General features: G+C 39.4%; 17 protein-coding genes. 9 read left to right on the forward strand and 8 right to left on the reverse strand.

Annotated elements, in window-relative coordinates; all coding sequences use genetic code 11:
• Positions 1–29: 29 nt before the first annotated feature.
• The 6 genes from AAC073_RS06135 to AAC073_RS06160 all read right to left on the reverse strand — a co-directional run bounded on the left by AAC073_RS06135 (position 30) and on the right by AAC073_RS06160 (position 7,211).
• Positions 30–1,097, reverse strand: a complete 1,068-nt coding sequence (locus AAC073_RS06135; RefSeq protein WP_339922970.1) for a branched-chain amino acid aminotransferase — start codon at positions 1,095–1,097, stop codon at positions 30–32.
• 6 nt (positions 1,098–1,103) lie between these two features.
• Complete coding sequence (locus AAC073_RS06140) at positions 1,104–1,652, reverse strand: cob(I)yrinic acid a,c-diamide adenosyltransferase (protein ID WP_339922971.1); 549 nt, start codon at positions 1,650–1,652, stop codon at positions 1,104–1,106.
• A gap of 15 nt (positions 1,653–1,667) precedes the next feature.
• Entirely contained in the window at positions 1,668–2,384 is a 717-nt protein-coding gene (locus AAC073_RS06145) for an ABC transporter ATP-binding protein (protein ID WP_339922972.1), read from the reverse strand.
• Positions 2,385–2,462: 78 nt separating this feature from the next.
• Positions 2,463–5,237 (reverse strand): tetratricopeptide repeat protein, encoded by a 2,775-nt coding sequence (locus AAC073_RS06150; RefSeq protein ID WP_339922973.1) that lies wholly within the window; start codon positions 5,235–5,237, stop codon positions 2,463–2,465.
• Positions 5,237–5,524 carry an Asp-tRNA(Asn)/Glu-tRNA(Gln) amidotransferase subunit GatC gene (gene gatC, locus AAC073_RS06155; RefSeq protein ID WP_339922974.1) on the reverse strand — a complete coding sequence of 96 codons (288 nt, stop codon included), beginning with the start codon at positions 5,522–5,524 and terminating at the stop codon, positions 5,237–5,239. Before gatC ends, AAC073_RS06150 begins: the two co-directional genes overlap by 1 nt.
• A gap of 319 nt (positions 5,525–5,843) precedes the next feature.
• A complete protein-coding gene (locus tag AAC073_RS06160) occupies positions 5,844–7,211 on the reverse strand; it encodes an NfeD family protein (RefSeq protein WP_339922975.1) in 1,368 nt (455 codons plus the stop codon).
• A 147-nt stretch (positions 7,212–7,358) separates the two neighbouring features.
• Between AAC073_RS06160 and AAC073_RS06165 the strand changes: the two genes are divergently transcribed.
• From AAC073_RS06165 to rpmF, 4 genes are all read left to right on the forward strand, one after another.
• Positions 7,359–8,504, forward strand: coding sequence for a LysM peptidoglycan-binding domain-containing protein (locus AAC073_RS06165; protein WP_339922976.1), 1,146 nt, complete (start codon positions 7,359–7,361; stop codon positions 8,502–8,504).
• A 186-nt stretch (positions 8,505–8,690) separates the two neighbouring features.
• The gene (gene pdxA, locus AAC073_RS06170; protein WP_339922977.1) at positions 8,691–9,710 is read left to right on the forward strand and encodes a 4-hydroxythreonine-4-phosphate dehydrogenase PdxA; all 1,020 of its coding nucleotides are present in this window, start codon (positions 8,691–8,693) and stop codon (positions 9,708–9,710) included.
• Between the two features lie 69 nt (positions 9,711–9,779).
• On the forward strand, positions 9,780–10,331 hold the full coding sequence (locus AAC073_RS06175; protein WP_339922978.1) for a DUF177 domain-containing protein: 552 nt from the start codon (positions 9,780–9,782) through the stop codon (positions 10,329–10,331).
• Positions 10,332–10,349: 18 nt separating this feature from the next.
• The gene (gene rpmF, locus AAC073_RS06180; protein WP_020891741.1) at positions 10,350–10,541 is read left to right on the forward strand and encodes a 50S ribosomal protein L32; all 192 of its coding nucleotides are present in this window, start codon (positions 10,350–10,352) and stop codon (positions 10,539–10,541) included.
• Positions 10,542–10,595: 54 nt separating this feature from the next.
• Here the strand turns inward: rpmF and AAC073_RS06185 are convergent, their stop codons facing one another.
• A complete protein-coding gene (locus AAC073_RS06185) occupies positions 10,596–12,179 on the reverse strand; it encodes a hypothetical protein (RefSeq protein WP_339922979.1) in 1,584 nt (527 codons plus the stop codon).
• A 139-nt stretch (positions 12,180–12,318) separates the two neighbouring features.
• Between AAC073_RS06185 and AAC073_RS06190 the strand changes: the two genes are divergently transcribed.
• From AAC073_RS06190 to AAC073_RS06205, 4 genes are all read left to right on the forward strand, one after another.
• The gene (locus AAC073_RS06190) at positions 12,319–13,470 is read left to right on the forward strand and encodes a 2-isopropylmalate synthase (protein ID WP_339922980.1); all 1,152 of its coding nucleotides are present in this window, start codon (positions 12,319–12,321) and stop codon (positions 13,468–13,470) included.
• A 148-nt stretch (positions 13,471–13,618) separates the two neighbouring features.
• Positions 13,619–14,893 (forward strand): amidohydrolase/deacetylase family metallohydrolase, encoded by a 1,275-nt coding sequence (locus tag AAC073_RS06195; protein ID WP_339922981.1) that lies wholly within the window; start codon positions 13,619–13,621, stop codon positions 14,891–14,893.
• A 14-nt stretch (positions 14,894–14,907) separates the two neighbouring features.
• A complete protein-coding gene (locus tag AAC073_RS06200; protein ID WP_339922982.1) occupies positions 14,908–15,936 on the forward strand; it encodes a metallophosphoesterase in 1,029 nt (342 codons plus the stop codon).
• A 37-nt stretch (positions 15,937–15,973) separates the two neighbouring features.
• Positions 15,974–16,132: a hypothetical protein gene (locus tag AAC073_RS06205; RefSeq protein WP_339922983.1), complete on the forward strand. Its 159-nt coding sequence runs from the start codon at positions 15,974–15,976 to the stop codon at positions 16,130–16,132.
• A gap of 23 nt (positions 16,133–16,155) precedes the next feature.
• Here AAC073_RS06205 and AAC073_RS06210 read toward each other — a convergent pair whose 3' ends face one another.
• Positions 16,156–16,506 carry a Spx/MgsR family RNA polymerase-binding regulatory protein gene (locus AAC073_RS06210; RefSeq protein WP_339922984.1) on the reverse strand — a complete coding sequence of 117 codons (351 nt, stop codon included), beginning with the start codon at positions 16,504–16,506 and terminating at the stop codon, positions 16,156–16,158.
• Positions 16,507–17,208: 702 nt separating this feature from the next.
• Between AAC073_RS06210 and AAC073_RS06215 the strand changes: the two genes are divergently transcribed.
• A complete protein-coding gene (locus AAC073_RS06215) occupies positions 17,209–20,328 on the forward strand; it encodes a DUF5107 domain-containing protein (RefSeq protein WP_339922985.1) in 3,120 nt (1,039 codons plus the stop codon).
• The last annotated feature ends 40 nt before the right edge of the window (positions 20,329–20,368 follow it).

The following is a 20,368-nucleotide window of genomic DNA, read 5'->3' on the forward strand; positions in this document are numbered from 1 at the left end:
GAATCAAAGACCGATAAACCTGGAACTACTTAATACTTCATTATCCAGTTGTATTTATCCGGAACTTTTCCATATTTGATATTGTCTAGGGCTTCCAGAACCTGGACAGAAAATGCATTGGGTGAAACGTCTGGTAATTCATAGTCCTTGCCATGAATATTTATCAATCGGACAAAAGCAACCGTAGCTGCAGTACCAGTACCAAAAGCCTCTTCTAATTTCCCGGAATTAAGTGCTTCTTCTAGTTCTATTACCGTTAAAAACCGCTCTTCAACTGGCATTCCCATTTCTTTGGCCAGGATCAGGATACTGTCTCTGGTTATTCCTTTGAGAATTGTTCCCGTGGTTGTAGGTGCCGTTATCAAAACCCCATCTATTACGAACATCACATTCATGGTCCCACTCTCTTCGATATACTGATGAGATTTACCATCCGTCCACAACAATTGGTCGTAACCGTCCTTTTGAGCTTTGAGCGCAGGGTAAAGCGAACCAGCATAATTACCAGCTGCTTTGGCAGCACCTGTGCCTCCTTCAATGGCCCTAGCAAACCTGGTCTCTACTTTTACTGCAACTGGTTTAGCATAATACTTCCCTACAGGAGAAGCCAAAATCATAAACTTATATTTCTTTGAAGGTCTTATCCCCAAGTAATCGTCTGCTGCAAACACAAATGGTCTAAGATAAAGTGAGCATCCTGACTGCTCAGGTACCCATTCTCGGTCCACTTTTAATAATTCTCGCATTCCCTCCATGAAAAATTCTCTTGGAACTTCGGGAATGCACATCCTCTTCGCAGATTCATTAAGTCTTTGCTGATTTGCATCACCTCTGAAAACCAAAATCTCGCCCTCTTCATTCCTGTAAGCTTTCAATCCTTCAAAAACCGATTGCCCATAATGCAAGGTCGCATTAGCAGGGTTAAGTTGAAGTGGTGCATAAGGCACTACCATTGGGTTTTGCCATTCTCCATCTATGTAATCTGCCACAAACATGTGGTCACTAATAGTCTGTCCAAAAGCAAGTTCATCAAAATTAGTAGTTGCCAATTTTGATGTAGAAGCCTTAGTTACAGTTATATTTAATCTCTTATCCATATCTACTTACTCACCTGAATGCCAGGTAATTTCATTTACATTTAATTCCTTTGCCAATTGCCTTCCTAGAACGAACAGAAAATCTGAAAGCCGATTAATATATTCCAACAATATTTCATCCACTGGAGAACTATCTGATAACAAAACCATTGCTCTTTCAGCCCTTCTACAAACCGTACGCGCAATATGGGCCAAAGAAACCACTGGATGTCCGCCAGGGATAATGAAATTTTTTAAGGGAGAAAGAGTTTCTTCCATTTCATCAATTCTCGATTCAAGAAAATAAACATCTTCCCCTTTTATATCAGGAAGCTTCAGCGCTTTCTTTTCAGGGTCACAGGCCAAAATAGCACCTATAACAAAAAGTCTGTCCTGGACTTTATAAAGTATCTCTGAAATGGATTTGTTAGAAACCTGATCTCTCAATAATCCGATATTGGCATTTAATTCATCGATAGTACCGTAGGCGTCAATCCTTAAGTGCGATTTTTTTACCCTTGTCCCTCCAAAAAGAGATGTATTGCCTTTATCACCCGTTTTGGTATAAATTTTCATTTAATTTAAATTGGTTCACACAGTTGCTCTATCCACTACGGTAGGGTTAGGATTTCTTTCATCAGACTCTACTAGCCCATCCCTAAGCCGAATCACCCGATGCGCATAATGGGCAATGTCATCTTCATGGGTAACCATAATGATGGTATTCCCTTTTTGATGCAATACATGAAAAAGGTCCATTATTTCATAGGAAGTTTTACTATCCAAATTACCAGTTGGCTCATCTGCCAGAATGATACTCGGATCATTTACCAAAGCACGGGCAATGGCTACCCTTTGCCTTTGTCCACCGGACAATTCATTGGGTTTATGATGAATTCGATCATCCAGGCCAACGCTTTTTAAAGCAAGAAAAGCCTTTTCCTCCCTATCTGCCTTGTTATACCCTGCATAAATCAAGGGCAAAGCCACATTTTCTAAACAAGTAGCGCGGGGTAACAAGTTGAAAGTTTGAAAAACAAAACCGATCTCCTTGTTCCTTATTTCTGCCAACTCATCTTCAGTCATGTCACTTACATCCTTGCTATTCAAGATGTATTTCCCGGCACTTGGAGTATCCAAGCAACCTATAATATTCATCAAAGTTGACTTCCCGGAGCCAGAAGGTCCCATAAAAGCCACATACTCTCCTCTGTCTACCTCAATGCTAACAGATTTCAGTGCTTTCACCTCCTCTGTCCCCATTCTGTAAACTTTACGTATTTCCTTGGTTCTGATTATTTCTGGCATAGATTGGGATTTAAAATGTGAAGATAGCGTATATTGCTCAAAAACAGGAATTCAGCTTGTTAAATTATACCAAAGGGTTTATAGGAATTTTAGCTGTAATTCAGTCAAGTCATCTTGACTAATCCATTCACTCATAAGCCTTAGGTTAGCACTCGCATATTTATCTAATCCAATTATACGACAATACTTCACTAACGTTACCCACAATATTGGATCCTTGTTGAATTGACAGGCGCCTTGTAGCATTTCATACTTCTTTTCATCGTCCTCTAATTGATCCACTTTTGCTAAAACCAAAGGAGTCAAATATGGGTTGAGGTCTTCTTCTCTATTTTTTTCGATAGCTTTATCACCCCCCAATTTCACACTTTCAAGAAAATTTTCCATGAAAAATTGCTGTCCCGTAGCTTTTTCATAATTTTCAACCAGTGCAAGCATGCTTTTAATCTCTTCTTCCTCTAGCCAATGTGATTTTTTCTGTAAAATTTCTTTGGCAAGTATCCCTTTATTTACATTGTTTTCTAGGGAATCCAAGGCAGGGAGCAGCTCCTTACCTAGCAAACCAGGTAAAGATGCCAAAGTTTTATAGAGCTGTACAGTATCATTGTACAATAATCCCCCTGAACTATCAAATTTCATCCATTCTGGAAAATCTATTTTTTGAGTTCCAGAAATAAAGACGGCCTCTTCTTCCATTTTACCGAAATACAAATATGGTAAATGGGATGGGGTGAACATAGAATAGCCCTTTAAGGATGCCTGTTTCCATTCAATTGCTGCTTTTTCAAAATCTCCCTGCTCAGAAAGTACCCAGCCAGCAAAAGCATGGTAAAAGCCTGCATCCTGACTAAACCTAAAAGCCATACCATTTAGATGTTCGAGTAATCGTTTGATGTCTCCTGATTTATATTTAAAAATTAGGCCGGATTCTTTTAAATTTTGTTCGATAGAAAGCGGAAGATTTACATTCAATAACATTGAGTCAATTTGGGTTCCGAAGTCAAATCCAGAAGTACCTTTACTGGTACTGGTTAGATAATTCCTTATCAATGCCCTTCCTATCACATCATTATCAAAAAGTTTATTATTTGGATCAAAATCTAAATCCTTCCTCCCAAAACCTTTATTATTCCCTGCCAAAAGATTGATTTTATTCTTAAGCTCTGGTAATAAGATTTCATCTTTCAAAGGGAGATCATGGGCAATCATGACACCCGTAGCATTAAGTAACCTAACTTGCTTGAACCCATCCATTTTATCCAAGGCATTTAAAGCTTCCTTGGGAAGGTTCATTCTATGGTATATCAAGGCCAAATTATTGGCTAAGTAGGGATTTTCTGGGTAATATTTCAAACCTTCTTCCAAGTAAAAAACTGCCTCATTGGCTCTTGATCGTTTTTCTAATAACCAGCTCAATAATACTATATCAGTTACCTGGGGGTTTTGTTCAAAACTTCGTTCCAATGTTTTCAGGGCCAAAGTGGGTTGATTTTGCTCCAAATAAATATTGCTCATGGCATAAAGAGCTTTGTCATTTGCCCGGTACCTATCAAAAGCGTTTTCGTAAAGGACAGATGCCTCAGCAGGCCTTTGGGTGGTGTAATAATAATCCGCTGACAGTTGTGTAGACGAAGTACTGAACTGTATGGCTATTATCCCTTGCGCATAAACCATGAAAATCAATATTGCAATCGTCCCTCCTAGCCTCATATGGAAATAAGGAAAAAACGGAGGATTGTACATTATTTTTTCAATGGCATTTCCGCTATTAATGATGGCAGAAAAATTTACCCAGATGTACAAAGTAAACAGCAGTCCAAACCCTAACTGGCTATAAGCAAATATATGATTCAAAAAATCTACCATGGGCGTATTTCCTGATAGTTCTGCCTTGAAAAGAACCAGTAGACAGATAGCAAAGCCACCCAAATAAAATGCTTTACCTACCCAAGCTTCGCTGAAGGTCTGGGGATATTGTTTTATTTTAAAGTGGGTATCCAAGAAGCCAATTATACCAATCAAAACGAGCAAAATCTGGAAAGGTGGCAATGGCCATTTGATCCAATCTCCCGTAGCTTCCAGGAAAACCAGTGCCATCAAAGACAAAAATAAGGTTGAAACAATGGCAAAGTGCCAGCCTATTTTTATACCAACATCTCGGTTTAACTTAGCTAAAACCAAATAAGTACTTGAAACGAAAGCGTGACCTATATAGAGAATAAAGCCGCAGGCCATAACCAGGGCCATCAAAAATATGTTTTCTGAAAACAAATAAGTTGGAGAGGGGGCTTGAGCCAAATATATTAAAACCGCTAAGCCCAGAATACCCAACCCCATTATCAAAGCCATCCTAAATCTTAATGACAGGTAATCAAAGAAGAGGCGAACTATAGCTGCAGGAGCCAAAAGAAAAAGCAAACAAATGGCCATGGCATAGTTGGTGCCTACGCCACCAATATTCAAGCTATTCACACCACTAATGCTTAGCAACAGTATCAACAGGCCTGCTCCAATCAAAAAAGCCTGACGCTGTAGCAGGGTTATTAATACAATAAACAATAATAAAAGTGCCCACACACTAATCCCCATGACCTGGGTTAGGGCAGGATAAGTAATTGGTGGCACAGCAATGAATTGGTCAAAGAGAAGGAAATTTTGCACCTCCAATTCAAGAAAACCAGCGCCTGACAAAAATTCACCCAATGGCACATTCACCTCTTCAGAGAGGGTTATGGCTTCAATTGACTGAAAAGAACTCCCCGATACAACTATCCAAAGCAGTCCAACCACGGAACCAATAAGTACAACCAGAAAGATAAAAAAAAATGAGCGCTGCCAAATTGACCAGCGCATTACTCCATAACTTTTGGAACGCGGAAATAATCAGAATCTCTTTGAGGAGCATTCTTCAAGCCTTTTTCGTGATCCAGATGCGCTCCAACTTCGTCTTTCCTCATGATGTTTTCTTCAGAAGACATGGTAATTAAGGGCTCCACATTGCTAGTATCTACCTCATTTAGTTTTTCTACCCAATCCAAAATTTGAGTCATGTCAGCCGTCATTTTTTTCGCACTGTTCTCGTCAAACTCAAGCCTTGCTAGGTGAGCAATTTTTTTAAGAGAATTGATATCTAGTTTCATGTATTGTCTTTTTTATTCACTAATGAATTATTGTCTTTGCCAAACTGCCGCTGTATCTTATTGAAACATTGGCACTTTATCACTAATATTTCTTAAAGCCTACATTCTTCTACGAAAATGGGTTCATGTAGGATTGCTTTTATTGGCTTGTAGCGCAATTATAACGCTCATTCTATGACAAAATTAAGGGATTGTAAGATAAAGTGACAGGAATTCTTAGAATTTGTTTATCCGAAGCCAATTTTAAGCGTCTTGGTATAAACTTAAACTATTTTGTAGAGAAGACTTATAACTACTTTAACCTAATCAAGTTTAGGATTTAGGCCTCTAGTTTTTTTATTCTCAGCGAGGTGCCCTCAGTACTTATCACCTTAATTTTCTCTCCTCTTTCAATGAATTCGCCTCTGGAGTAGGCGTCATACATCTCATCATCAATGATCACTTTTCCACTTGGCATCAAGCGCGTATGAGAAATGCCTACCTTCCCAAGCAAATCCTGAGAATAGGAAGTTGATGTATATCCATCCGATTTCTGCTGGGTATCTGCTAATGATATCCTGCTAAAGCTTTCCCATTGATTGATTTTTGGCGTCAGGGTAAAAATCAATACAGTGGCAATGGTAGCAGCTAAAATTACCGTTAACAAGGCAGCAAAAAGTTTCCCAGAACTTACGAAAGTGAAATCAAACTGCTCATTAGGCAACATCCCCATGGTTAGCCCAGAAAGAATACAGATAATCCCCAGGATTCCAAAAACACCAAATCCTGGCACAACAAATATTTCCAAAGCCAATAAGACTATCCCTACGATAAAGACCACCAACTCCCAATTGCTCGCTAGACCTGTCAGGTAATATGGTATAAAATACAGTATTATGGCTATTGCGCTTGCAGCAAGTGGAAAGCCTATACCAGGTGTCTGTATTTCAAAATAAATCCCCGCAAATATGATTAAAATTAGAAAGCCACTTACTGCTGGGTTAAGAAATAAAGAGATAATGTCTTCGGTAGCGGATGGGGAATAATTGTAAACCTCATAGTTCTCAAGCCCATACCTTTCAATTATTTGTTCAATGGAAGATACTTCAGCTTCACAAAAACCATTCTCTATGGCTTCTGAAACTGAAAAGGTAATGACTTCCCCCTCCTTGGACACTCCCTCCACTTCAATATTTTCATCCACCATGGCTTCCGCAATTTTAGGGTCTCTTCCCCTTGCCTCAGCAGTACTCCTCATAATGGAGCGCATATAAGATTGGTATTTGTCAGGCGCCGCCTCACCGGATCCACCCATCACCACGGTGGCGGCTCCTATGCTCCCACCCTTGGCCATGTAGATACTATCACATGAAATTGAGATCAAAGCTCCTGCGGAAGCAGCATCTTTGTCAATAAAAGACACAATAGGTATTTTCGATTCCAAAAAGAGTGTTCGAATATCATCAGCATCATTTACTGCCCCGCCATAAGTATCCATATGAACAACAATCAATGCCGCTTTTTTCTCCGCGGCATCTTCCATAGCCATTCTTACTTTCCTATTCATTCTAGGGTCTATATCGTCCTTCATTTCAAACACATAAACTGTTTGTAGAGAGTCCTTAGATGTTTCTGATTGCCCTTGTGCAATTGGGGCCCCTACACAATTCAATAATATATAGAGCGTTAAACCAAACGAGAATTTCATTTTAAATACCTGTTTAATATTTATGATTGAATATACCAATAAAAATGATCATCCCCCCTATTGGTGTAAAATGGAGTTGCAATTGATAAAATAAATATCAAATTTGCATGATTATTAGAAATTTATTGTTAAAAAACCGTTAGTAAAATGAAGTGCTGGATATTGATTATAGGGATAATTGGCTTTGCTGTCCCATCTAAAGGAGCATTACTTGTGGGATCAGATTCTGTGGGGATAGAGAAAATTGGAGGTAAATCCTACATTATTCACCAGGTGGATCCACAAGAAACTTTGTTTGGGATTTCAAGAAGGTACAATACTCCTGTAAATGAACTTGTCCAAAACAATGACGCTTTAAAGGATGGTTTAAAAATAGGCCAACGCATAAGGGTACCTTATATAGAGCCGAAGATGATCCCTGAAGGTGCGAAAGTTCATCATGTCACTCCAGGGGAGACCCTTTTTTCCATTGCCAAATCCTATAATATTAGCATGGAAAAACTAATGGATACCAATGGCCTAAAAGGAACCGACCTGAGTGTAGGGCAAGCACTTATAATAGAAGGCATTGAGGAACCTTCAAAACCTGTTGTTGTGAAAAAGGTGGAAGAAACAGCCGCCATCGCGGATCAAACAATTGCTGTCACTACAGCAAAAGTAAACAGCCCTAAAAAACAGCCTAAGGAAAAAACAGTAAAAGCAAGTGTTCCTGTGGTCACAAGCCCCAATGTAGAGGCTTCACCTACAGTTTCTACCACAGGCAACTGGATATCTCATCAAGTGGTTCAGGGGGAGACATTGTTTGCCATTGCCAAAAAGTATGAAGCCAATGTAGGCGATATCATTAAGTGGAATGGCCTTTCTTCAAACAACCTGTCCGTGGGACAAACCTTAAAAGTTAGCAGAGAGACCAACGCGAATATCCTTGTAACTGAGTTACCTGGAAACAGTAAACCTACAGCTGAACCTACCATCTCTGAAAGCGCACCAACGGCTCCAACAAACAATATCAGCACATCCACTGCTTTTAAAAATGTAAGCGAGAGTGGTCAGGCAGAAGTGATAGAAGGTACAGGGAACCACAAAAAATTTCTAGTGCTGCATAGAAACGCTCCAGTGGGAACGATAATGAGGGTCAGAAATGAAGAGAATGATGTGACTGTTTTTGCACGTGTTGTTGGTGTGTTACCTGAAACAGGCGACAATAATAAATTACTGATCAAATTGTCTAAGGCAGCTTTTGATCAGTTAAAAGCAGTCAACAATCGCTTCAGAGTTGAAGTCTCCTATTAAGGTGCTTTTATCAGAAAAGGCTTAGCAAATTAATGCCATTTTGACTTGATCAAAACAAGGATAATCTATAGAAGAGTAAACGCTAACGCTGAATTCACACCGCATTCTAACTGATAAAACCCATTAAATTAGAATAAGGATTAAATTATATTATAATTTTGTCATTTAGCCAAAGATAAAAAGTCCATGAGCATAAAAAAGAATAAACCCGTAATCGGAATTAGCATAGGTGATATCAACGGTATCGGCACAGAGGTTACAATGAAGGCTTTGCTGGACAATAGGCTTCAAAAAATGATTACCCCTGTCATTTATGGCCATGGAAAGGCGCTTACCTTTTATAGGAAAGCGCTAGACATGAATGATTTTAATTTTATTCAGATCAAAAGTATCGAAGAGGTTCATCACAGAAAGATTAATGTGATCAATGTCGTACAGGAATCACCTGAGGTGATGCCAGGGGTTGAAACCAGAGATGCAGGCAGTATGGCGCTAGCAGCTATAGATCAAGCCATAGTGGACTTAAAAAGCGGTCAACTGGACGCATTGGTAACCGCTCCACTAAATAAAAACAATATTAACAGTACTGAAACACCCTTCGTAGGGCATACTGAGTACTTGACCAATGCATTTGACACAAATGAGAGCATGATGTTCATGGTTTCCGAAGACATGCGAGTAGGCTTGGTCACTGGACATATTCCTCTGAAGGACATTGCGGCTGGGGTCACAGAAGCAAGTATCAAGGCCAAATTAAATATAATGATCCGTTCACTCAAGAATGATTTCGGGATTTCAAAACCTAAAATCGCTGTATTGGGCCTTAATCCACATGCAGGAGAAGATGGGCTATTGGGTAATGAAGAGCTGGAAATCATCCAACCTGTTGTAAAAAGTTTTAAAGAAGAAGGAGCCTTGGTTTTTGGCCCTTATCCCTCAGATGGTTTCTTTGGAATGATGCATCAGAAAAAGTTTGATGGTGTTTTGGCCATGTATCATGACCAAGGACTAATCCCTTTCAAGGCTTTATGCTTCGATTCAGGGGTAAATTTCACCGCTGGACTACCAATAATAAGAACAAGTCCTGATCATGGCACAGCCTACAATATTGCTGGGAAAAACGATGCAAACCCCGGTTCTATGCGTTCTGCGATTTTTCTTGCGCATGATATGATTAAACGAAAAGAAAACTTAATGGCCACTTAATGAAATTATTGAAGGGTAGATTTTATTAATCAGAAATATTTATCTAAATTTGCGGTCTTAATTCAGAAAATGAAATTCATAAGGAAATTCGATATTGACATTATCTCACTGAAAGAAGGGAAGCACAATTTCACTTTTGAAATTGATTCCGAGTTTCTTGAGCATTTTGAAAACAGTGGTGATATCGTAAATGACGTAGCCATTAAGGTGGACCTAGAACTCGACAAAAGAATTAACTTAATTGAAGCTAATTTTGATTTGAAGGGAAAGGTAAACCTTACTTGTGACAGAAGTCTTGAGGATTTTGATCAACCTACTGACCTGTCTCATAAGATCTTGTACAAGTATGGACAGGAAGAGGCGGAAATAGACGACGAGATCTTTTTCATAACGCATGACACACAAAGCATAAATGTGATGCAATTGATCTATGAATTTATTTTGCTCGGAATCCCTGCAAAAAAAATTCATCCTGATCACCTGACAGAAGAGGATGAAAATGATGAGGACGAGGGCTGGATTGTGTATGAAGCAGGAGACAGTGACTTAACAGAAGAACAAATGAAAGACGACCAAAATCCGTTTTGGAAAGCTTTAAAGAATTTAAAAAATAACGAATAATCTAAAAATTACATAGATATGGCGCATCCTAAAAGGAAAATTTCCAAAACCAGAAGAGATAAAAGAAGGACACATTATAAATTAAACGCACCTGGTTTGGCTCAATGTCCTACCACTGGAGAGTTTCATTTACCTCACAGAGCTTTCTGGCTTGAAGACAAATTGTATTACAAAGGTCAGGTAATCATGGAAAAAAAGGTTTTAGCCTAATTTCCTAAATATTCCTGTAGGGCTGCCTGATCTGCTAAAGACCAGGCAGCTTTTTCATAAACCATTATTAGATATTCTGTACTTTTCCCGCTTAATTTTCTCTGAAAATTTTTGTCGGATTATTTCCTGTACAAGTCTGTTTTCTATTTTACTCTCTAGCCAGGAAATAATATCTAAATATAAAAAAGCCCTTTTTTCAAAGGGATGGTTTTCGTAGACAAGCAACTTTTCTCTTAGCTCTATGAATGCTCCTTTAAGTTCATGGTCATAAATTCGACTTAAATTCCGAATAAAGCGCATCATCTCTTTTTGGACTTGGTGTAAATCATCCATTTTAATTAAAAAACGGTAGACATTCCTGATCTGCCCATCTAATTTCTCATCAATTCCAGCCTCATAGCTTGCTATTAATTTTAGGATATGGGCAAAACATTGCAAATCTTCCCGTAAACCAATTTGGCTATTCTGAATCACTTGGTCCAAGTAAACTATAGCCCTTTCATTGTCCCCACTTCCAAAGTAAAGGCAAGCTATCTTATAATGTAAAACCATAAGGTGATGCACATCAAGTTTTCGTTTGAGCGGCGCAATATCCCTTAATAAATCAGGCACGATTTCTTTAACCCCTTTCGTAAAGTCACCTTTAAGGAAATAGAAATTAATCATATTAGAATAGAGATACAGAAAGGAAAGAATCCTACTGTTTCCATCCAAAATAAAGTCCTTTTGCTGCACACTAACCTTGAATTCCCTCAATACCATGGCAAAACGTTCATAATACCCTAAATAGAACAGCGTATCCAACAAATAATGATAGGCTTTAAGGTAACTGCCCGTGGCTACTTTTATCATCTGGGGCTCTGAATGAAATAGATCTACCCAGTGCTGGGCCGCCCTATAGCATACCGGGAAATCTTGAATAATATGGAAATACCAAACTTGGGCTTGAAACAGATACATTTTCTCATAAAACCCCAGTGTCATAAAATCATATACGGGCATGTTTTGCTTGTAAAAACTCTCCAGCATTTCCCTACCCTCCCTATCCTTGATATAACCTGTTTTTAAATAGATACCATATAATTGCAATGAAAGGCTTGAAAACCGATTCTTTAAGTCTACCCTTTTCGATAAGACCGAAGCCTCCTCACTCAGAATATCTGCTCTGTTTTTAATGCTTCTGGTGATGTGCTGTGACTCGATAACTTTTTCCATCTCCACAACCCTGAGCATTATCGTATCGAGACTGTACAAACTTGCAACCTGTTTGGCTTTGTCCAGGGTTTTCAGGCTTTGCATGTACAATCCCTTATTGAACAGAATCCTGCCAAAATCTATTTGTTCATTCAACTGCAACTCTATGTTCCTATCGGCATACAATAGTCGCAGTGAAGTCAAAACCTGCTTGTACAAATGCGCTTTCATGTTTGACAATTGCTTTTTCGTAACCGGCGCTTTTTCGAGCAATTGCTGCTCATTGTAGGCACTCATTTTGTCCAAAGCATCAAAAAGCAAAAGAAATTTAGCCCCTTCATTTGCGGCGAGCCGCTTGGCAAATAATTTGAAATTTCTTTTTTCAGAAGGAGACAAGCTATTTATCAGGTCAAACAAAAAATCTTTCTTACTATTGGGTATCATAATATAATTACTTTTAAACATCTTATTTACAGCTATTTATTTCACATAAACTACTGTCAGGTGTCGGACATATAAAGTTAATCGAATTTATTGGCTAATTGGAAGGTTCTAATTTAGATTTTATTAAAATATTAAAATTATGGATAAGAATCACGTATTGATCTTTGACACAACCCTACGAGATGGGGAACAAGTGCCCGGATGTAAATTAAACACCCCTCAAAAAATAGAAATAGCACAACAACTAGAGGCTTTAGGTGTAGATGTGATCGAAGCAGGTTTTCCTATTTCTAGTCCCGGAGATTTTAATTCCGTCATCGAAATATCAAAAAACATCACGGAGCCTATTATTTGCGGGCTATCTAGGGGTGTAAAAAAAGACATAGATGTGGCCGCCGAAGCGCTTAGATTTGCACGGCGTGCCAGAATACATACTGGAATAGGCACATCTGACTACCATATCAAACACAAGTTCAACAGCAACAGAGAAAGCATTTTAGAAAGGGCTTCTGATGCGGTGAAGTATGCAAAAAGCTTTGTAGAGGATGTAGAGTTTTACGCTGAAGATGCTGGTAGAACAGACAATGAATACTTGGCAAGGGTTTGTGAAGCAGTCATCAAAGCTGGAGCCACTGTTCTAAACATACCCGACACCACCGGTTATTGTTTACCAGATGAATATGGGGCCAAAATAAAATACTTGGCCGACAATGTAAGGGGAATTGAGAATGTAATCATTTCTGCTCATTGCCATAATGACCTTGGTCTTGCAACTGCCAATTCTATATCTGCCATAATGAATGGTGCCCGCCAAATTGAGTGTACCATCAATGGAATAGGAGAAAGGGCTGGAAACACTTCTTTGGAAGAGGTAACCATGATAATGAAACAACACCCAAGGCTTGATGTCACCAATAATATTAACTCCCGGTTACTTAATCCCATTAGTCGCTTGGTAGCTGATAGAATGGGCATGATGGTACAGCCCAATAAAGCCATTGTTGGCTCCAATGCTTTTGCCCATTCTTCTGGCATCCATCAAGATGGAGTGATTAAAAATAGAGAAACGTATGAGATCATTGATCCGCTAGAAGTAGGAGTGGATGAATCCATGATCGTACTTACCGCAAGATCTGGCAGAGCTGCACTTGCTTATCGGGCGCATAAGGTAGGCCACTCCCTTTCCAAAGTGGAATTGGACAAAGTCTATAATGTTTTCCTAAAACATGCTGATATGAAAAAAGAAATATTGGATGAAGACATTCATCAAATTATTCTAGAAGCTGTATAAAATTAAAAAACTTGATAAAAAAAACGGAGGACTAATATCCTCCGTTTTTTTTTTAATCTCCCCCAAAAGCCGATTAGCAAAATTCGCTTGCTACTACGAAGCTTATGCGCTAAATTATCCCAAGAAATTAAAAAATAATAAATACCGCATGAACAGCATTAAAAAACTTGCTTCTAATTGGCTGAAATTAGCCTTCACATTTATGCTACTAGGGACAGTGTCCCTACAAGGCATTGCTCAACAATATGATCTTTTGATCAAAGGTGGCCATTTGATGGATGCCAAAAACAATATTGATGAGCCTATGGATATTGCCATAATAGGGGATAAAATAGCATTGGTCCAAAAAACAATTGCTGCAGATTTGGCTTCAGAGGTAATCGATGCCTCTGGATTATACGTGAGCCCAGGTTTGGTAGATATTCATACACATAACTTCTACGGTCTTGATCCAAGGGGGCAATACAGTAGCGGCTATAGCGCCATCCATCCTGATGGATACACTTTACCTTTTGGGGTAACCACTGTAGTGGACACAGGCGGATCGGGCTGGAGAAACTTCGTCCAGTTTAAAGAACAAGTTATCGATAGGGTTAGGACAAGGGTTTTGGTAATGCTTAATATCGTAGGTCACGGAATGAAAGGCTCTCTATATGAACAAAACCTAGAAGACATGGATCCTAAAATGACTGCATTGATTGCCAAGCAATTCCCTGATTACATTGTAGGCGTCAAAGTTGCGCATTTTTCAGGTCATCAATGGCAACAAATAGACCGACTGGTAAAAGCTGGTGAAATGGCAGATATCCCAGTGATGGTCGATTTTGGAGGCGCAAACCCTGCCTTGTCTTTGGAGACTCTCTTTATGGAAAAACTTAGACCTGGCGATATCTACACACATATTTTTGGTGGCGGTGGCCCAGGCAGAGAGGCCTTGGTAGATGCAACAGGAGAATTACGCCCCTTTATAAAAGCGGCCCAAGAAAGAGGTATTATTTACGATGTGGGACATGGCGGATCGAGTTTTCAATTCAAACATGCCATTCCTTCGATTCAGCAAGGTATCAAACCAAACACGATTAGTACAGATAGCCATTTGAGTAGTATCATGAGTGGCATGAAAAACATGAACAATGTTATGTCTAAATTCCTTAACATAGGCATGAACTTACAAGAAGTAATTACAGCTTCCACTTGGACACCTGCTCAAGTAATTAAGCGACCAGAATTGGGTCATTTAAGTGAGGGAGCAACTGCTGACATTGCCATCTTTAATGTTCTCGAAGGGGAATTTGGCTTCACTGAGAAAACTGGTATTGGTAAAATGACCGGCAAATACAAAATAGAAAACGAATTGACTGTCCTTTCAGGTAAAGTGGTCTGGGACTTAAATGGCCTAACTGCTCCTATGTGGGATGAATAAAAATTAACCTATTTATGAAAAGACGACATTTCTTCCAAAATGCCGGCGCATTGTCTGCTGGATTGGCCCTGGGCGTGAGCGATGGCCTATTGGCCGCACAACCTAAAGCAGACTTTAAAAAACATCCTTTTATTGTAGGTGTAAATGGTCATAAAATCACCTATAATGTACCCAATCTAAGCCAAAAGGTGAAAATCATGCATGTCACCGACACGCATTTATGGATGGATGACGAAAGGGGTGTTAAGTTCCGAGAGTTTAGCGGAAGAATGGCTAAAGCTTACAATGAGACCAAACATTTTCTCAGTGGTGAACTCACCCATCCGGAGGAAGCATTTGAAGCTACACTAGAAATTGCGAAGCAGGAAAAAGCAGATGCGATCACATTGACTGGCGATTTATTTAGTTTCCCTTCGGAAGCAGCCATAGAATGGGCTTTTGATAAATTGGAAAAAACGGGTATCCCCTACTTCTACTCCAGTGGCAACCACGATTGGCATTATGAGGGAATGAAAGGGAGCCTGCACGAATTGAGGGAAACCTGGATAAACGAACGGTTACTCCCACTGTACAAGGGCAAAAATCCACTCATGTACGCAGTGGATGTGAAGGGTATTAATGTGGTCAATATAGACAACAGTTATTATGAGATCCTTCCTGAGCAACTGGCCTTTTATAAAGCAGAAGCAAAAAAAGGAAAACCCATGCTCTTAATGATGCACATTCCACTTTATGCCCCAGGAAGAACCTTGGGCTATGGCTGTGGTCATCCTGAATACAATGCTCAAACTGACAGGAATTTTGAAATTGAACGAAGGGAGCGTTGGCCAGAAAACGGCCATAATAGCACAACCATGGAATTTCACAAAGTCGTTTTCAACACCGAGAACCTTCTGGGCGTATTTGCAGGACATATTCATCAGCAAACCATTGATTGGGCCAAAGGTATCCCTCAGTTTCTGACCAGTCCAAATGCCTCTGGCGGATATCTGGAAGTAGACTTTTTACCCATGGAGAAATCTGACAAAACGAAATTCTCTTAATACAAAATTAGACAATCTTATTTCGACCTATTAAGCAGTGTCCGAAATAAGATTGTCTTTTATCACCATAGATCATCAAGGCAAACACGCTGCTGGAATTAATGAGGTAAAAGGGCTTTCAGCCTCCCTTGCTCTTACCAGCCTACCTTTCTCCACTCCATGTGTTTCCAAAACCTCAGAAGGACAAATAATATAGTGAATTTATTCTAAATCTGCTTATTAGGCTTTCTCCCGGATCAACTCTTCGTCAAATCCAGCCTGCATGCTTCCATCATCAAACACCAAAATTGGACGTTTTATCATGCTGCTTTTTTCCTGTAATACGGGGATTGCTGTTTCCTTACGCTCCAATTTTGCTTTGGTATCGTCCTCCAGCTTCCTGAAAGTGGTACCTTTTCGATTAACAACCGTATCTAAGCCAAGTACTTCAATAAAGCTTTCTAATAGCTTCGTGTCTGGTTGTTGCTTTTTATAATCAATAAATTCATACTCCTTGCCCAAGTTGTCATACAGGGTAAAGGTTTTCTTCATCGTATTACAATTTTTTATGCCATAAATCTTTACACTCATGCTATTTTTCTATTGGTTCTATTAATTGTTTTTTCGCCATGTTCTTTACAAAACCTGAAGTAATAGGATTGTAAAAAACTCAAATAAAGGTAGCAATAAAGGCTTAATTTGTACCGGAATTAGTCGGAATGTTTACTTTTCTGACCCTAATCATCCGAGTTCAAATATAGAAAATAAGGGTTGTTAGTGTTTATGCGTTGCTAAGCACATGGGCAATTATTCGATTAAGCAAACCATCCCATAATCAACCCAAACCTCATTTTCAGCAAGCCCAAACCTTAAATTAATGGGAGGCAGGGTGATTTAAACGGGATAAATATCGCTCCTATGAAATTGATTAAATTGAAAAGACACCCAAAACCAGGGTATCAACTTTAGCCATCCTCTAAAAAATTGAACCCAAACGAATCACCAGGCAAGGTCTATTGTTAAACTATTTAGAAAGGCTTTTCTTCTTCCACTTTACTCCAAAAGAAACCCTTTGTCAAAAATTGATTGCTTATTAAATTCTATTAAAGAAATTTTACTCAGGAATAAGTAAATGAACTTCACACAAATAGATTAAAAACGTTGAAAATCAACTGAGTACTATATCACACCTAAATACTGCGAAAACCTTTTACACCCGCACACCCCAAAATAGCTATTGTATATCCCCAAAATCAAACAAGATTCTCCTCTTAAAAAAAAGACCTATTTAATATGAAATTAAAGATAGTAGCTCTCCTCACTTTGATGTTGGCCTTCGTGAATTTTGGAAAAGCTCAGGAAGCACATATTTCCCAACAGCAAACCGTTTTTGAGACGTACCCTTTCTCAGATCCTAACCCAATTCCTTCACTTGCGCACAAGCCGGGCATTTATCCTTATTTTAATTTTGACGGCTTCAGTGTAAAGTCTGAAAAGAAGGAATGGAATGTTGTCACCCTTGAAAATGAATACCTCGAAATCACTGTAATGCCAGAAATCGGTGGAAGGATTTGGGGAGCCTTAGAAAAATCAACCGGTGAGGATTTCATTTATGAAAATGAAGTAGTGAAATTTAGAAATATTGCCATGAGGGGGCCCTGGACATCCGGTGGCATTGAGTTTAACTTTGGTATTATTGGCCACTCACCTGCTACAGCCAGCCCAGTGGACTACATGTATTATGAAAATGAAGATGGAAGTATTACCTGCGTAGTGGGTACTATAGATCTTCCCTCAAGAACACAATGGAGGGTCAAAATCAACTTACCAAAAGACAAAGCTTACTTTGAAACAGAGGCCCTTTGGTACAATCCAGAACCCCTGAGACAGCCTTACTACAACTGGATGACAGCAGCCGCCCATGTTGCTAATGATCAGGAATTCTTTTACCCTGGTCACATTGCCTTGCAGCACAGTGGAGAAGTAAAGGACTGGCCAGAGCAAGATGGCATTGCCATAAACCATTACAAGAACAATAATTTTGGAGGTGCCAAATCCCAACATATCGCTGGTTCATTTTTAAATCACTTTGGTGGCTATTTTCATGATCAAGGAATAGGATTTGGGCATTTCTCCACCTACGATGACAGCCCTGGTAAAAAACTATGGTTATGGGCATTGTCTAGAAACGGTGGAATTTGGGAAGACCTATTGACCGATAAAAATGGTCAATACATGGAATTCCAAGCTGGAAGGATGTTGAACCAATTCTCTCCATCAAAAAGTGTGGATACTCCACTCACAAAGGCAGGTTTTGCCCCCTATACAGTCGATCAATGGTCGAACTTTTGGTTTCCAGCCAAACAGATAGGAGGTATAAGTGACGTTTCTAAAATTGGCGTCATCCACATGAAACGAGCCAACAATCTGGTAAAATTGGGCTTCAATCCTTTCCAAAAAGTGGACGGGACATTGGAGGTTAGTGTCAATGGGAAACTTGCTCAAACCTTACCCATTCAGGCAAATCCAATGGACGTAATCACGCATGAGTTTCAATTGGAAGTACCCTTAAAAGAAATGATTGTTTCCTATAAAGGAGAGCAACTGTATAAATGGTCTGATACGGACGACATGAAACTCAGCCGCCCTTTTGATCAAGTGAATGCCCCAGAACTTTCAGAGAATCAAAAATTGTATCTGGAGGCCAGACAACAATACTACAGTAGAGATTATAAAAAGGCAAAAGCCAGCTATGAAACGCTGCTTGAAAATGACCCTGGAAATCAAAAGGGAAGGATAGATTATGCGGAACTGCTATTGCGTTTTACGCAATACGACGAGGCTTTGGAGCACATTTATAAAGCCCTTGCTACCGATTATTTTGACCACCAGGCTAATTTTGTTGCGGGAAGCATTTACCTGGCCAAAGGACAGACAACACAAGCGCTTGAAGCCTTCGGCTGGGCTGCCAGATCTATGGAGTTCAGGTCTTCAGCTTATGCCATCATGTCTGAAATATACCTGTCAGAGGGACTGCTTGGCCAAGCGGAAGATTTTGCTCAAAAAGCACTTCGTAACAATACAAGTAACGTAATGGCACTACAGCCATTGGCTGTAATCCAAAGGCTTAAAGGAAAAAAAGAATCCGCCAAAGCGACATTGGAAAAACTTTGGGAGATTGATCCACTTAATCATTTCATTCGATTTGAGCGCTACCTTATTGAAAAATCTCCGGCTTCATTGACTAAATTTAAGGAAACGATAAACAATGAGTTTCCTTATCAAACTTATTTGGAGTTAGCAGCTGTGTATAAAAAATACAATCAGACAGAAGCTGCCCTTGAGGTTTTGGAAAATAGCCCTTCTCATGCTTTGGTGAATTTATGGCTAGCCTTTCTGGATCCTGCACAAAAAGATGCTCAACTAAAAGAAATGTTGAATCATTCCACAGCATTTGTGCTGCCTTTCAGAAAAGAAACGCTTCCGATGCTAAAATGGGCCCAATCAGAAGTATCTTCCTGGAAGGTCGATTATTATCTTGCGCTCAACCTTTTGGCCATGGAACAGGAGGCTGAAGCCCACCGATTATTAGAAAAAATTGGGCAATCTGCGGATGAAGCCACTTTCTATTTGAGTAGGGCAATGCTTCTGGACACTCAAATGGGAGTAAGTCCCTTGAAAGACTTGGAAAAGTCGCTAGCATTAGACAAAACAGAATGGAGAACTTATTTTCAACTCATAAAGCATCATGTGGCGGCTGGTGACGATCAAAAGGCCATGAAAATTGCCAGAGAGGCTACAAAAGCTTTCTCCGGAAATTATGTCCTTGAGATGGAATTCATCAAACTTCTCAATAAAAATGGTGATTATAAAACTGCCATAAACCTATTGGATAAAATTGAGGTGCTACCACATGAAGGTGCCGGAGGCGGAAGAACACTGTATGAAAATGTGTATCTAAATGCTACACTTCAAGACATTCAGAATAAAAAATGGACTGCGGCAACTAGTAAAATTGAAAAATCAAGAATCTGGCCTGAAAACCTGGGAGTAGGCAAGCCTTATAACCCAAGAGAAATTCTTCAGGATTATTTGGCTGCTATGGTAAATAAAGCGAGAAATAACCAACAGCAATTTTCAAAATACATGGAAGCCGTTATTTCGCAGGCTGACAAGCTAAACATTAATAGCCAGGAGCAGGCACTTGTAATACTGGCCTTGAAAAACACTGGTCATGAAGCTGCTGCAAATGATTTGACAGAAAAAATCAAAAAGGAGGGGTCCCCTTCTGCAGTAACAAAACTTGAGAAGCTACTAGATTACGCTTCAAATAATGGAAAAGTCATATCGGATACCGAGAATGACAATGGAATCGTTCAAAAAATTATTGGAGCTACCCAACCCATCTATTAATAACAAAAAAAGGGGAGCCTTTCGAATATCGAAAGGCTCC

Origin of the sequence: uncultured Cyclobacterium sp. (genome assembly GCF_963977555.1) — a bacterium.
Classification (GTDB): domain Bacteria; phylum Bacteroidota; class Bacteroidia; order Cytophagales; family Cyclobacteriaceae; genus Cyclobacterium.

Coding starts and splice junctions, on each gene's coding strand:
- AAC073_RS06210 (WP_339922984.1), bottom strand. CDS start 16,506: ATGAGTGTAAAGATTTATGGCATAAAAAATTGTAATACGATGAAGAAA.
- gatC (WP_339922974.1), bottom strand. CDS start 5,524: ATGAAACTAGATATCAATTCTCTTAAAAAAATTGCTCACCTAGCAAGG.
- AAC073_RS06195 (WP_339922981.1), top strand. CDS start 13,619: ATGAACAGCATTAAAAAACTTGCTTCTAATTGGCTGAAATTAGCCTTC.
- AAC073_RS06150 (WP_339922973.1), bottom strand. CDS start 5,237: ATGCGCTGGTCAATTTGGCAGCGCTCATTTTTTTTTATCTTTCTGGTT.
- AAC073_RS06165 (WP_339922976.1), top strand. CDS start 7,359: ATGAAGTGCTGGATATTGATTATAGGGATAATTGGCTTTGCTGTCCCA.
- AAC073_RS06190 (WP_339922980.1), top strand. CDS start 12,319: ATGGATAAGAATCACGTATTGATCTTTGACACAACCCTACGAGATGGG.
- AAC073_RS06215 (WP_339922985.1), top strand. CDS start 17,209: ATGAAATTAAAGATAGTAGCTCTCCTCACTTTGATGTTGGCCTTCGTG.
- AAC073_RS06140 (WP_339922971.1), bottom strand. CDS start 1,652: ATGAAAATTTATACCAAAACGGGTGATAAAGGCAATACATCTCTTTTT.
- AAC073_RS06200 (WP_339922982.1), top strand. CDS start 14,908: ATGAAAAGACGACATTTCTTCCAAAATGCCGGCGCATTGTCTGCTGGA.
- AAC073_RS06160 (WP_339922975.1), bottom strand. CDS start 7,211: ATGAAATTCTCGTTTGGTTTAACGCTCTATATATTATTGAATTGTGTA.
- AAC073_RS06185 (WP_339922979.1), bottom strand. CDS start 12,179: ATGATACCCAATAGTAAGAAAGATTTTTTGTTTGACCTGATAAATAGC.
- rpmF (WP_020891741.1), top strand. CDS start 10,350: ATGGCGCATCCTAAAAGGAAAATTTCCAAAACCAGAAGAGATAAAAGA.
- AAC073_RS06135 (WP_339922970.1), bottom strand. CDS start 1,097: ATGGATAAGAGATTAAATATAACTGTAACTAAGGCTTCTACATCAAAA.
- AAC073_RS06175 (WP_339922978.1), top strand. CDS start 9,780: ATGAAATTCATAAGGAAATTCGATATTGACATTATCTCACTGAAAGAA.
- AAC073_RS06145 (WP_339922972.1), bottom strand. CDS start 2,384: ATGCCAGAAATAATCAGAACCAAGGAAATACGTAAAGTTTACAGAATG.
- pdxA (WP_339922977.1), top strand. CDS start 8,691: ATGAGCATAAAAAAGAATAAACCCGTAATCGGAATTAGCATAGGTGAT.